Annotated in this window: 14 protein-coding genes; 7 read left to right on the top strand and 7 right to left on the bottom strand. The window is 58.2% G+C overall.

The window, feature by feature from the left end:
• Positions 1 to 2: 2 nt before the first annotated feature.
• Complete coding sequence (locus INT39_RS18495) at positions 3 to 1,355, bottom strand: adenosylmethionine--8-amino-7-oxononanoate transaminase (protein WP_193075478.1); 1,353 nt, start codon at positions 1,353 to 1,355, stop codon at positions 3 to 5.
• 66 nt (positions 1,356 to 1,421) lie between these two features.
• Positions 1,422 to 2,066 carry a cAMP-activated global transcriptional regulator CRP gene (crp, locus tag INT39_RS18490; RefSeq protein WP_193075477.1) on the bottom strand — a complete coding sequence of 215 codons (645 nt, stop codon included), beginning with the start codon at positions 2,064 to 2,066 and terminating at the stop codon, positions 1,422 to 1,424.
• 183 nt (positions 2,067 to 2,249) lie between these two features.
• On the opposite strand from crp, the gene INT39_RS18485 reads away from it, so the two are divergent.
• Positions 2,250 to 2,672, top strand: a complete 423-nt coding sequence (locus tag INT39_RS18485; protein ID WP_193075476.1) for an OsmC family protein — start codon at positions 2,250 to 2,252, stop codon at positions 2,670 to 2,672.
• 35 nt (positions 2,673 to 2,707) lie between these two features.
• Here the strand turns inward: INT39_RS18485 and coq7 are convergent, their stop codons facing one another.
• Positions 2,708 to 3,352: a 2-polyprenyl-3-methyl-6-methoxy-1,4-benzoquinone monooxygenase gene (gene coq7 / locus INT39_RS18480; protein WP_193075475.1), complete on the bottom strand. Its 645-nt coding sequence runs from the start codon at positions 3,350 to 3,352 to the stop codon at positions 2,708 to 2,710.
• Between the two features lie 62 nt (positions 3,353 to 3,414).
• The gene (locus INT39_RS18475; protein ID WP_413468946.1) at positions 3,415 to 3,753 is read right to left on the bottom strand and encodes a histidine triad nucleotide-binding protein; all 339 of its coding nucleotides are present in this window, start codon (positions 3,751 to 3,753) and stop codon (positions 3,415 to 3,417) included.
• 76 nt (positions 3,754 to 3,829) lie between these two features.
• Between INT39_RS18475 and INT39_RS18470 the strand changes: the two genes are divergently transcribed.
• A complete protein-coding gene (locus INT39_RS18470; protein WP_193075474.1) occupies positions 3,830 to 5,311 on the top strand; it encodes an AAA family ATPase in 1,482 nt (493 codons plus the stop codon).
• Here INT39_RS18470 and hemJ read toward each other — a convergent pair whose 3' ends face one another.
• Positions 5,312 to 5,734, bottom strand: a complete 423-nt coding sequence (gene hemJ, locus INT39_RS18465; protein WP_193075473.1) for a protoporphyrinogen oxidase HemJ — start codon at positions 5,732 to 5,734, stop codon at positions 5,312 to 5,314.
• A 128-nt stretch (positions 5,735 to 5,862) separates the two neighbouring features.
• Here hemJ and argC point away from each other — a divergent pair, with 128 nt between their 5' ends.
• From argC to erpA, 4 genes are all read left to right on the top strand, one after another.
• On the top strand, positions 5,863 to 6,897 hold the full coding sequence (gene argC / locus INT39_RS18460) for an N-acetyl-gamma-glutamyl-phosphate reductase (RefSeq protein WP_193075472.1): 1,035 nt from the start codon (positions 5,863 to 5,865) through the stop codon (positions 6,895 to 6,897).
• Entirely contained in the window at positions 6,897 to 7,646 is a 750-nt protein-coding gene (locus INT39_RS18455; RefSeq protein ID WP_193075471.1) for a DUF6776 family protein, read from the top strand. The genes argC and INT39_RS18455 overlap by 1 nt, the downstream gene beginning before the upstream one ends.
• Complete coding sequence (locus tag INT39_RS18450; protein ID WP_193075470.1) at positions 7,646 to 8,068, top strand: bactofilin family protein; 423 nt, start codon at positions 7,646 to 7,648, stop codon at positions 8,066 to 8,068. Before INT39_RS18455 ends, INT39_RS18450 begins: the two co-directional genes overlap by 1 nt.
• A gap of 67 nt (positions 8,069 to 8,135) precedes the next feature.
• The gene (gene erpA, locus INT39_RS18445; RefSeq protein ID WP_090276000.1) at positions 8,136 to 8,489 is read left to right on the top strand and encodes an iron-sulfur cluster insertion protein ErpA; all 354 of its coding nucleotides are present in this window, start codon (positions 8,136 to 8,138) and stop codon (positions 8,487 to 8,489) included.
• A gap of 17 nt (positions 8,490 to 8,506) precedes the next feature.
• Here erpA and INT39_RS18440 read toward each other — a convergent pair whose 3' ends face one another.
• Positions 8,507 to 9,604, bottom strand: coding sequence for an anhydro-N-acetylmuramic acid kinase (locus tag INT39_RS18440; RefSeq protein ID WP_319021388.1), 1,098 nt, complete (start codon positions 9,602 to 9,604; stop codon positions 8,507 to 8,509).
• Positions 9,605 to 11,053, bottom strand: a complete 1,449-nt coding sequence (locus tag INT39_RS18435) for a peptidoglycan DD-metalloendopeptidase family protein (RefSeq protein WP_193075469.1) — start codon at positions 11,051 to 11,053, stop codon at positions 9,605 to 9,607.
• Between the two features lie 238 nt (positions 11,054 to 11,291).
• Here INT39_RS18435 and tyrS point away from each other — a divergent pair, with 238 nt between their 5' ends.
• Positions 11,292 to 12,491 (top strand): tyrosine--tRNA ligase, encoded by a 1,200-nt coding sequence (tyrS, locus tag INT39_RS18430; RefSeq protein ID WP_193075468.1) that lies wholly within the window; start codon positions 11,292 to 11,294, stop codon positions 12,489 to 12,491.
• The last annotated feature ends 174 nt before the right edge of the window (positions 12,492 to 12,665 follow it).

Raw genomic sequence — 12,665 nt, 5'->3', positions numbered from 1 at the left:
GTTCAGTTCCTGGTAGCCAGTTCGATACCTTCCCAGGCGACGCTGGCAAGATGATCGATCTGGTCGGGGGTGATGATATAGGGTGGCATGAAGTACACCACGTTACCCAGGGGGCGCAGCAGGGCTTCATGCTTGAGGCCATATTCATAGACGCGGATGCCGCGGCGCTCCTGCCAGGGGTAGGGCGTGCGGTTGGCCTTGTCCTGTACCATCTCGATGGCCAGCACCATGCCGGTCTGGCGAACCTCGGCCACGTTGGGGTGGTCGGTGAAGTGGGCGGTGGCCTTGGCCATATGGGCGGCCAGGGCCTTGTTGTTTTCGATGACGTTATCTTGCTCGAACAGATCCAGGGTCGCCAATGCCGCGGCGCAGGCCAGCGGGTTGCCGGTGTAACTGTGCGAATGCAGGAAGGCGCGCAGGGAGCTGTAATCGTCGTAGAACGCCTCGTAGATCCTGTCGGTGGTCAGGCAGACCGACATGGGCAGGTAACCGCCGGTCAGCGCCTTGGACAGACACAGGAAGTCCGGACTGATGTCGGCCTGCTCACAGGCAAACATGGTCCCGGTACGGCCAAAGCCCACGGCGATTTCATCATGAATCAGATGCACGCCATAATGGTCGCAGGCTTCACGCAGCAGTTTGAGGTAGACCGGGTGGTACATGCGCATGCCGCCTGCGCACTGGATCAGTGGTTCGACGATGACTGCAGCGACCTGTTCGTGGTTCTCAGCCAGAGCGCGCTCCATGTGTTCGAACATGAGTCGGCTGTGCTCTTCCCAAGTGGCGCCCGGCTCGCGGTCATAGCAATCGGGTGATGGAACAGTAATGACTTCCATCAGCAACGGTTCGTAGGTTTCCTTGTACAACGCCACATCGCCCACTGCCAGCGTCGCCAGGGTTTCGCCGTGATAGCTGTTGGACAGGGTGATGAAGCGCTTCTTCTCCGGCTTGCCGGTATTGAGCCAGTAATGAAAGCTCATCTTCAGCGCTACTTCGATACAGGAGGAGCCGTTGTCAGCGTAGAAGCAGCGGGTCAGAGGGGCTGGTGTGATGGCGACCAGGCGCTCGGACAGTTCGATAACCGGTGGGTGAGAAAAACCACTCAGAATGACATGCTCGAGAGTGTCGAGCTGCTGTTTGACCCGCTGGTTGATATAGGGGTTGGCGTGGCCGAAGGCATTGACCCACCAGGAGCTGACCGCATCCAGGTAGCGGTTGCCCTCGAAGTCATGCAACCACACACCTTCACCCCGCTGAATCGGAATGATCGGCATATGTTCGTGGTCTTTCATCTGGGTGCAGGGATGCCAGAGTACCGAAATGTCCCGCTGCATCCACTCATTGTTCAGACCCATAGTCGCCTCGCCGGATAGGAAATTATCCGGCGATTGTACATCAAGCTAACGGGTGCCTGCAGGGGCTCAGCGGGTACCGTAGACCACCATGGTTTTGCCCTTGGCGTGAATCAGGCCCTGATCTTCCAGCGTTTTGAGTACGCGACCGACCATCTCCCGCGAGCAGCCGACGATACGGCCAATCTCCTGGCGGGTGATTCTGACCTGCATGCCGTCCGGGTGAGTCATGGCGTCGGGCTGCTTGCACAGGTCCAGCAAGGTGGCGGCGACCCGGCCGGTGACATCGAGAAAGGCCAGATTGCCTACCTTGCGGGTAGTGCGGCGCAAACGGTCGGCCATTTGTCGTCCCACCGCATAGAGCAGTTCGGGGTCGCAGGCGGTGATGGCGCGGAATTCGCTATAGGGCAGTTCGGCCACTTCACATTCGGTTCTGGCCTTGACCCAGGCGCTACGGTCCTGCTCGGCGAAGCCTTCATCGAACAAGCCCATCTCGCCGAAGAACTCGCCCTGATTGAGATAGGCGAGAATGATATCGCGGCCAGGTGCTTCCTGGAGAGTGATGGTGACCGAACCCTTGACGATATAGAACAGGCTGTCGGATACATCTCCGGCATGGATAATGGTGCTGCGGGGCGGGAAGAGATGGTGCTCGCAATGTCCCAGAAACGCATCGATATTTTTTGTTATGAGTGTCGGCGAATTAGCAATCATTGTTGTCATCCTGGCAGTTATGATCGAGCGGACCATGCAAACATGGGCATCCTTGCAGCCTCAAACCGAGACCAATTTGGATTATGTCCAGTTTTATGCCGAATGACCAGTGCCAGAGCTGTCGTATTGGCGCTGTGCTATTCTCCGCCGCCAGCGGATAACTTATTGCAGCGGGAGAGCGAAATGAAGGCGCATATCAAGTGGGTGGACGGGGCCATGTTTCTTGGCGAATCAGGTAGCGGTCACACCGTGGTCATGGATGGGCCGGAAGAGGCGGGCGGGCGCAACATGGGCGTGCGCCCCATGGAGACCTTGTTGATCGGCCTGGGTGGTTGCGCCAGTTACGACGTGGTCAGCATTCTCAGGAAGGGGCGGCAGAATATTCACGACGTGGAGGCCAAGCTGGAAGCGGTACGCGCTGACAGCGAGCCCAAGGTGTTTACTCGCATCCACGTGCATTTTGTAGTCAAAGGCAGGCAGCTGAAAGAAGCTCAGGTCAAGCGTGCGGTCGAGCTGTCGGCAGAGAAGTACTGCTCTGCTTCCATCATGCTTGGCCGCGGTGGTGTGGAAATCACCCATGATTACGAAATTATCGACGTCGACTGAATGCGACCCGGCTATCGGGTCCGGGCCGCATTGGCTCAGATCCGATAGGTGGCTGCCGTCATGACTTTCGACATCAGTTTCATGGCACCTTTCACCGGTTGGGGAAAGACGACGCCACCGGCCTGCAGCGCCTGACTGCCATGCTCTATCTCATCCACGCGCATCTGTTCAAGAATCGCGCGGGATTTGAGGTCATCCTCCGGCAGTTGACGGAGATGGTCATCCAGGTGCCGTTCCACCAGCTGCTCCGTGGCGGCAACAAAGCCCAGACTGATGCGGTCACTGATCTTGCCTGCGGCTGCGCCTATGCCGAAGGATAAACCGTAGAACAGCGGGTTGAGTACGCTGGTACGGCTGTCCAGTTCGCGCAAACGCTGTTCGCACCAGGCCAGGTGATCAATTTCCTCGGCAGCCGCCTGCTCCATCTTGCCGCGTATTTCGGGCAGTCTGGCGGTCAGCGCCTGGCCCTGATACAGCGCCTGGGCGCACACCTCGCCGGTATGGTTGATGCGCATCAGACCAGCGATATGCCGACGCTGCGGCTCGGCCACGGTATCGGTACGCAGATGCTGCGCCGGGGAGGGGCGGCCGGGCTGAGCGGCACCAGGCACCAAGGTACGCATGGCCTGATCGGACTGGCTCAGCAAACGGTCAAGCAGGCTGTATTGGCGTGTGCTCATATCATGTCTCCTGAAACATACTTCAGTATAGCGGTAGAGTCAGTGGCGGCCATTGTTGCAGGTCAACCCGGCGGCCACCCCATCTGCCGCTGCCCGAGCACATGCAGGTGAATGTGGTACACCGTCTGGCTGCCCATCTCCTTGCAATTGAATACGGTACGAAAGCCGCCATCGCAGCCGAGCTCCAGGGCCAGCCGCTGGGCGACATAGGTCATATGGCCAACCAGTTCGCAATCTTCCTCTGTCATGTCGTTCAGAGTGGCGATATGCTTTTTCGGGATCACCAGGAAATGCACCGGAGCCTGAGGGTTGATATCGTGGAAGGCCAGCACACGGTCATCCTCGAAGATCTTCTTTGACGGGATCTTGCCTTCGGCAATCATGCAGAACAAACAGTCCACGGCATGCTCCTGAATATTGTGGGAATGCGGTCAGTTTAACCGACCATCAGCAGAATGTAACAGCGAGGGATACGCAATGAAAAACGACATCCATGATCTGGGGTTGGTGCTGGACTCCCGGGTCCGCCTGGTAGTGATCGAATCCTGGGAAGAACTGCGCGTGCTCGAGGCCATAGGAACGCTTGCGGTCAAGCGGCAGCAGACCTGGTATACCTGGGACCAGATTGATGGGCTGCAGCGCCTGGGCTTTGGCAGTGCGCTGGAGGAGGCGGGTGATCTTGCCGATCCGGAAGTGGCGTTGGATCACATACGTCGGCATCGTCAGCCGGCGTTATACGTATTCTGCGACCTGCACCCCTTCATGCAGTCCCCACGGCTGATCCGTCTGCTCAAGATGATCGCCATGGACCCATCCGACAACGCTCCGACACTGCTACTGATCAGCCATGAGCTGCCGTTGCCGCCGGAACTGCAGCGGCTGACGGCGCGTATCAGCCTGAGCATGCCTTCGGATGAGCAGCTGGCGGCCATCATTCGTGAAGAAGCAGCTCGTTGGACCGAGCGCAACCAGGGGCAGCGCGTGCGTACCGACAACCGCACCCTGCAGCAGGTGGTGCGCAATCTGCGCGGCGTGACCCACGAAGAGGCCAGGCTGCTGGCGCGCAAGCTGATCGTCGACGATGGTGCCATCACCCAGGAAGATCTGCCGGTGTTGAACCGTGCCAAGTTCAGCCTGTTGGATATGCAGGGTACGCTGAGCTTCGAGCAGGATACGGCGCGCTTTGCCGACGTTGGTGGGTTGGCTCAGTTCAAACGATGGCTGGCAGATCGTCAGGCAGCGTTCCACGAGCCGCGAGCCAATGGTGATACGCCCAAAGGTGTGCTGCTGGCGGGCGTGCAGGGTTCCGGCAAGAGTCTCGCGGCACGCGCGATAGCCGGATTATGGGGGTTGCCACTGCTGCGGCTGGATTTCGGCGCGCTGTACAACAAGTACATAGGTGAAACCGAGAAGAATCTGCGTGAGGCGCTGGCCATGGCCGATGCAATGGAGTCGTGCGTGTTGTGGATAGATGAAATCGAGAAAGGCCTGGGCGAGGACGGCGCTGATCAAGGCGTATCACGGCGCGTGCTGGGTACCTTGCTGACCTGGATGGCCGAGCGCAAGAGTCGCGTGTTTCTGGTAGCCACAGCAAACAACGTCATGCAGCTACCACCGGAATTGATCCGCAAGGGGCGTCTTGATGAACTGTTCTTTGTTGATCTGCCTGATGCGCGGGTGCGCGAGGATATCTTTCGTATTCACCTGGGCAATCGTGAACTGGCCGTCGAACGTTTCGACATGCCTGCGCTGGCAGATGCCAGTGAAGGGTTCGCTGGCGCCGAGATCGAGCAGGCCGTGGTCTCGGCGGTATACTGCGCTGCGGCCCGACAGGAAGAAGTCGAGAGTGCACATCTGCTCGACGCGCTGAACCAGACCTCGCCGTTGTCGGTTGTTATGGCCGAGCGCATCCAGGCCCTTCGCGACTGGGCCAAAGGCCGTGCGGTAATGGCCGATTGATCAGAAGGGTTTCAGTACGGCAAGCAACACTGCACCGACAAGCACGATCACCGGTGCTTCGTTGAACCAGCGGTAGAATACGTGGGAGCGGGTGTTGCTGTCGGCGGCAAAGCGTTTGAGTTGCGCGCCGCAGATGAAATGGTAGCCGATCAGCAACGCGACCAGGGTCAGTTTGGCATGCAGCCAGCCCTGCGCAAACCAGCCGGGGGCGAGCATCAGCATCCAGATGCCCAGCCCGACAGCGACCAGCATCGAAGGGGTCATTATGCCGCGATACAATTTGCGTTCCATGATCTTGAACCGGTCACGGCTGATCTGATCCTCGCTCATGGCATGGTAGACGAACAGTCGTGGCAGATAAAACAGGCCGGCGAACCAGGTGACAACAGCCATGATGTGAAAGGCTTTGATCCACAGATACACGTTTGACTCCTGAAATGATTGATAAGAAGCCGCATCCGCGGCGGTTGTCGTCAGGGTTTGCTGGTAATTTCCCTCAGCGCTTTTATCATAGGGGCTTGTCAGCCATGTTAATCGATTCGAGGCGTAAAATGATCAAGATAGGCATTGTAGGGGGAACCGGTTATACCGGTGTCGAATTGCTGCGTTTGCTGGCAGTGCACCCGGAGGCGCATGTCGAGATCATCACGTCCCGATCAGAAGAGGGTGTGCGCGTCGCGGATATGTACCCCAATCTGCGGGGGCATTACGATGAGCTGGTCTTCAGCGTGCCGGATACCGCCACCCTCGGCAAATGTGATGTGGTGTTCTTCGCTACGCCCCACGGTGTTGCCCATGCTCTGGCCGCCGAGCTGCTGGCGACGGGCACCCGCGTGATCGATCTGTCCGCAGATTTTCGCCTGCGTGATGCAGATGTGTGGGCCAAGTGGTACGGCCAGCCTCATGGCGCGCCCGAGTTGCTCGGCGAGGCGGTCTACGGTCTGCCCGAAGTCAACCGTGAAGCCATTCGCAACGCCCGGCTGATTGCGGTGCCAGGTTGCTATCCCACTTCAGTGCAGCTGGGCCTGATTCCTCTGTTGGAGGCTGGGCTGGCTCGTACCGACAACCTGATCGCCGACTGCAAGTCCGGTGTCAGCGGTGCAGGGCGGGGCGCCAAGGTGTCATCACTGTTCGGCGAAACCACCGAGAGCATGAAAGCCTATGGTGTGGCGGGCCACCGTCACCTACCGGAAATCGCCCAGGGTCTGCAGCGCGCGGCGGGCAGCGAGGTGGGTTTGACGTTTGTGCCACATCTCACGCCGATGATCCGGGGCATCCACTCCACTCTGTACGCCCATGTGCCGGACCACAGTGTCGACCTGCAGCAGCTGTTTGCCGACCGCTACGCCAATGAGCCCTTCGTTGATGTGATGCCGGCTGGGAGTCATCCGGAAACCCGGAGTGTGCGCGGGGCCAACGTCTGCCGTCTGGCGGTACATCGGCCACAGGGGGGTGACTTGGTTGTGGTGTTGTCGGTGATCGACAATCTGGTCAAGGGCGCCTCCGGGCAGGCCATCCAGAACATGAATATTGCGCTGGGGCTGGATGAGCGCTTGGGGCTGGCTCATCCGGCGCTCATGCCTTGATGGATAGCGAGCAGAGTAACCGGCCCGCTGAGGAGCAGAACTTTAGTCTGTTACCGGCAGCGCCAGTGTCGCGTCGGCGCCAACTGCTTTTATGGGCGTTGCTTGCCAGTCTGCCGCTCTGCGGCTGGCTGGGCTGGACGGCAGCGATGAACTCCTCACAGATGCACGACTATCAGCGCCTGCAGCAGGAGCGCAGCGGTATCCAGACGGAGCTGGAGGAGACCCGACAGCGCCACCAGCAGCTCGAGGTAGATCTGCTGGTGGCGCGGCAGTCAGTCAGTGACGGGCAGCAGGTCATCGATGATCTGGAACAGCAGCTGTTTCGCTTGCAGCAGGACCTGGCCCAGTATCAGGGCGCGCTGGCGCCCAATGCGATGAACCCGGGCGTACGCTTTCAGGCTTTTGAGCTGCAGGCCACTGACGTGCCGGGTGTTTTCCGGTACAAGGTGATGGTCAGCCGGGTCGGTAATGAAAGTGATACCGTTCAGGCGCAGCTGACAATTGCGGTACAGGGTAAGCTTGAAGGTGAGGATAAGCGGGTCACCTTGTCCGAGCTCACCGGTGGGAGAACAACTGCGCTGGCGCTGAATTTCCGGTATTTTCAAGTGGTACCGGCAAACGGTAGCGATGCCGAGCTGATGTTACCAGTGGGTTTTGTGCCGGAAAGCGTGCATCTGCGCGCCGAGCAGGATGGCAAGCTGTTGCTTGAACAGACAATGGAATGGACTGAAACGGGAGTAAGATCCTGATGTTGAATTTGAGTAAGCGCAAGAGAGCAAGTATCAACCAGCCTACGGGCAGAACCACCTTCATCGCCGGTGATACGGAGTTGCGTGGCAATCTGCGTTTCAGCGGAGCGGTCAAGGTCGAAGGTCGCGTCATCGGCAATATCGATGCAGACGAGGGCGCGGTTTCTGTCGGCCAGGAAGGCTACGTGGAAGGCATCATCAAGGCGCCTAGCGTGCTGGTGAATGGTGTGATAGTCGGTGATGTGCATGCTTTCGAACATCTGCAGCTGGATGCCGAGGCCCGGGTCGATGGTGACCTGTATTACCGCTTTATGGAAATGGTCTCGGGCGCGCAGATCAACGGGCAACTGCACTACCTCGGTGAAGGGCAGAACGCGGATGCTGGCACCGAGTTACTGCACCGGGAATTCAAGAGTAGTTGACCAAAAGAGTCGGATAAATGGATAATAGCCGGCTTGTTGTGCTGCGGCACTTGCCGCCGGAGGTTGTATGTCTAGTGCTGAAGTGTTTACCCCTGCTGCGATGCAGTTTTCCGATAGTGCTGTGGGCAAGGTCCGTGCGCTGATCGAGGAAGAGGGTAACGAACGCCTGAGTTTGCGTGTATTCGTGACCGGGGGCGGTTGTTCCGGCTTCCAGTACGGCTTCACCTTTGATGACGAATTGGCTGAAGATGATACCGTGGTTGAGCGCGGTGGCGTCCGATTGGTAATCGATCCGATGAGCTTCCAGTATCTGGCCGGCTCGGAAGTGGATTACCTGGAAGGGCTGGAAGGTTCTCGATTCGTCATTAACAACCCTAACGCCACGACTACCTGTGGTTGCGGTTCGTCATTCTCCATCTGAAGCACGCGGGGCGATGTTCAGGCTGGATATATCGCCCCCAGAATGCGTTCGCCTCGCGCGCCGGTAACCGCCGGCAGGTTACCCGTCTGGCGTGAGTTGCAGCGCCACGCCAGCCAGGCAAAGGCGATCGCCTCCATCCAGTCGGGATCCACGTCCAACACAGCTGTGCTATGTATGGGTCTGGGCGTCAGCAGTTGTTGCAGACGCTCCATGAGCCAGCCGTTACGTACTCCACCACCGCAGATATAGATCTCATCTGCTGGCGGGTGGCAACTATCCAGTGCATCGACAATGGTACGTGCTGTCAGCTCCAGCAGTGTTGCCTGCACGTCGACGGAGTTGTCCTGCCGTCCGGCGAGCTGGTGTTCCAGCCAGGCTGGATGGAAGTACTCACGGCCCGTGCTTTTCGGTGCACTGCGACTGAAGTACGGGTCCTGCAGCATGTTGTGCAATAATCCCGGCACCACCTGGCCGCTTCGCGCCCATGCGCCGTCAGCATCGAACAGCTGGCCGGTGTGTCGCTGCACCCAATAGTCCAGCAGCACGTTGCCGGGGCCGCTGTCGAAGCCGCTGACGCGCCCTTCGCCGAGTAGCGTCAGGTTGGCAAAGCCGCCGATGTTCACCAGTGCTCGTGTATGTTGCGCAGAGGACAGTAGCCAGGCGTGAAAAGCCGGTACCAAAGGAGCACCTTCACCGCCGGCCGCCAGGTCACGGTTGCGAAAATCACAAATCACATCGATACCGCACAGCTCCGCCAGTAAGGCTGGCGCACCAATCTGCACGCTGAAACCGGCTTCGGGATGATGGCGGATGGTCTGCCCATGGCTGCCTATAGCCGATATCTGGCTGTTGGCAATGCCTTGCTGCTGCAGTAAACGGGTCACTCCCTGCGCAGCTAGCCTGGCCCATTGCTGACCAGCCGTGCCGGCGCGGCGGATTTCGTCCGCGCCCGGTTGGCAGAGTGAGAGCAGGTCATTGCGCAGAGCGGCGGGAAAAGACATGCACAGCGCGCCAAGCAGAGTGGCGCGCTGTGCTGAGGGAGAGAAGGAGGTCAGGGCGATGTCGATACCATCCAGGCTGGTGCCTGACATGATACCGACATACAACTGTTCCACTTACTCGTCCAGCTGGGCCAGCTGTGTGCCACCCTGCTGGTCGAGGCTTGCCATCATCTGATTGCTCAGCGCCATGAACTTGGTACGCTCGCTTTGTGCGATGGGGTCGGATGCTGGCAGCTTGACGCTGAGTGGATCGACATGCCGTCCACTTACCTGAAACTCATAATGGAGGTGAGGTCCGGTGGCCAGGCCGGTCATGCCGACATAGCCGATGACTTGGCCCTGGGCGACGTTACTGCCGGATCTGATGCCATTGGCATAACGGCTCATGTGCGCATACAGCGTCTGGTAGGTCTGGCCATGCTTGATGACCACCGTATTGCCATATCCACCTTTGCGCCCGACATGGACCACGCGGCCGTCGCCGGTTGCCCTGATGGGGGTGCCGGTGGCGGCCGCATAGTCCACGCCATTGTGCGCGCGAATCTTATTCAGTACCGGGTGACGGCGATTGGGGTTGAAGCGTGAGCTGATGCGGGCGAATTCAACGGGGGTGCGAATGAAAGCCTTGCGCATGCTGGTGCCGTCGGCGCGATAGTAGCTGCTGTTGCCGCTGCTGTCGGTATAGCGCACTGCAGTGAAAGTGCGACCACGGTTGGTGAAGCGGGCGGCCAGGATGTTGCCGCTGCCGACCCGTTGGTCGTCTACATGTTTTTCTTCGAACAGCACCTCAAAGTTGTCACCTCGGCGAATTTCTCGCGCGAAATCAACGTCATAACCAAAAATATTCGCCATCTGCATGGTCAGATTGTGCGACAGGCCGGCGTTCTGAGCAGCAACAAACAACGAGCTATCGATGCTGCCATTGGCGAAGCGGGTGCGGGTGTCAGGTTCGATGACGTCTTTGCTGAATGCATAGTTGTCGCCGTCGCGGTCGATCCGAATGGTCTCAAGGCTGTTCCGCTGGGAGCGCATGCCGAGCAGTTCACCGTTATCGTCCAGTTTGAACTCCAGCTCCTGGCCTGCGCGCAAGCGAGTGAAAGCCTTGGCTTCCTTGCTGCTGCTGATGACCGAGTGCAGGGTATTGGCTGACAGGCCGGCATTCTGAAACAGGATCGACAGGGTGTCACCTGGGGTGACGGTCACGCTTGACCACTCGGAGACAGGCTGAACAACAGCGTCCGTCTGCTGAGGTTGCAAGGTGAGTCCGGTCTGGATGACTTCTGGGGAGGCGGCAGTGCTCAGCGACTCGGAAGTGCTGGTCATTTCCAGCGGAGAGTTGATTGTGACTGTTTCACTGATCAGCGCATCCAACTCTTCAGAGAGTGCGGATTTCGAGTTGTCCAGCTGCAGGTCTTGCAGTTCGAGCTGGACTAGAGTCTTCTTGGCTTCGACTTCGGTTGTGGGGATGACGAGCAGGAAAATGCTCAGCGCGGCGGCGATACCACTGGCGGCCATCAGATGGCTTTTAGGGTAGCGCGGTGACTTTGACTTGTGATGGCCCATAAGCGCTCTTGTAGTTGATTCTGTGAAATGTAGACTAACTTGCTAAAATATAACTGAAAGTGCCTCAAGGCAAGCTTTTGTGTGCCCGCCTGTCAGGTTGCTGGCGCCAATTATTGGTATGTGCTACGCAAGCGTTCTCGATGTGGGGCGCTGCAAGTTTAATCTTGGTCGCCAATGTTGTATCGTTTGCCGCCTTTCTTCTTTGGCTTTTATCAATCTTCACAGACAGGAATCACGCATGAAACCGGTTGACGAGCAGTTGGCGCTGATCAAGCGCGGGGCGGACGAAATTTTGGTGGAAGCCGAGCTGCGAGCCAAGCTGGAGCGCGGCACACCACTGCGTGTCAAAGCCGGTTTCGACCCGACTGCGCCGGACCTGCATCTTGGTCATACCGTCCTTATCAATAAGCTCCGTCAGTTTCAGGATCTGGGCCATGATGTGCTGTTCCTCATCGGTGATTTCACCGGCATGATCGGTGATCCGAGTGGCAAGAACAGCACTCGCCCGCCGTTGACCCGTGAGCAGGTTCTGGCCAATGCCGAAACCTATAAGGAACAGGTATTCAAGATCTTGGATAGAGAGCGCACACAGGTGGTTTTCAACTCGGAGTGGATGGATGCCTTTTCCGCTGCCGAGATGATCCAGCTGGCGGGCAAGTACACAGTGGCGCGGATGCTCGAGCGGGATGATTTCGACAAGCGCTATGAAGGTGGCCAGTCGATCGCTATCCATGAGTTCCTCTATCCACTGATCCAGGGCTACGATTCCGTTGCCATGCGCGCTGATATCGAGCTCGGCGGTACCGACCAGAAATTCAATCTGCTGATGGGGCGTGAGTTGCAGCGTCAGTACGGGCAGGAGCCACAGATAACCTTGACCATGCCGCTGTTGGTTGGGTTGGATGGCGAAATGAAGATGTCCAAATCCCTTGGCAACTATATTGGTATCAACGATCAGCCGGGCGTGATGTACAACAAGATAGTGTCCATGCCGGATTCGCTGATGTGGCGCTACTTTGAATTGCTGAGCTTCCGCAGCATGGAAGAGATCAATGGTTTGCGTGCAGATGTCGAGGCGGGAGCCAATCCGAGGGATATCAAGATAAAGCTGGCGGAAGAGCTGGTTGGGCGTTTCCATGGTGAAGCGGCGGCGGCCAGCGCCCACCGCTCGGCGGGCAATAGATTGAAGGAAGGTGAGCTGCCCGAGGATCTGCCAGAGGTAGTGCTGGAGGCGGAAGCCGATCTGCCAATATCGGCGGTGCTCAACCGTGCGGGCATGACCAAGAATGCAGCAGCTGCGCGTGACCTGTTAGGTGCTGGTTCGGTGAAGGTGGATGGTGGAGTAGTTGATCGCGACTTCATGTTCAAGGTCGGTTCTGTACATGTCTGTCAGGCAGGGAAAAAGAAGTTTGCCAGAATTACCGTAAAAACCCCTTGACGTAAAATTTGACGGGTCTATAATTCGCCCCTCGCAAGCCGCGGTGCTTTGTAAAAAGCCCAGGCCAATCAATAAGTTAGCAATAACTTGGGGGTTGACAGGCAAACGAAACGGCGTAGAATGCGCCGCTCACTGAAGAGGCCGGTTTGATCGCTTCTTCAAGGTGAGAAAGGA

Source organism: Pseudomonas sp. FME51, assembly GCF_014897305.1.
This window is presented reverse-complemented; position numbering and strand designations above follow the sequence as displayed.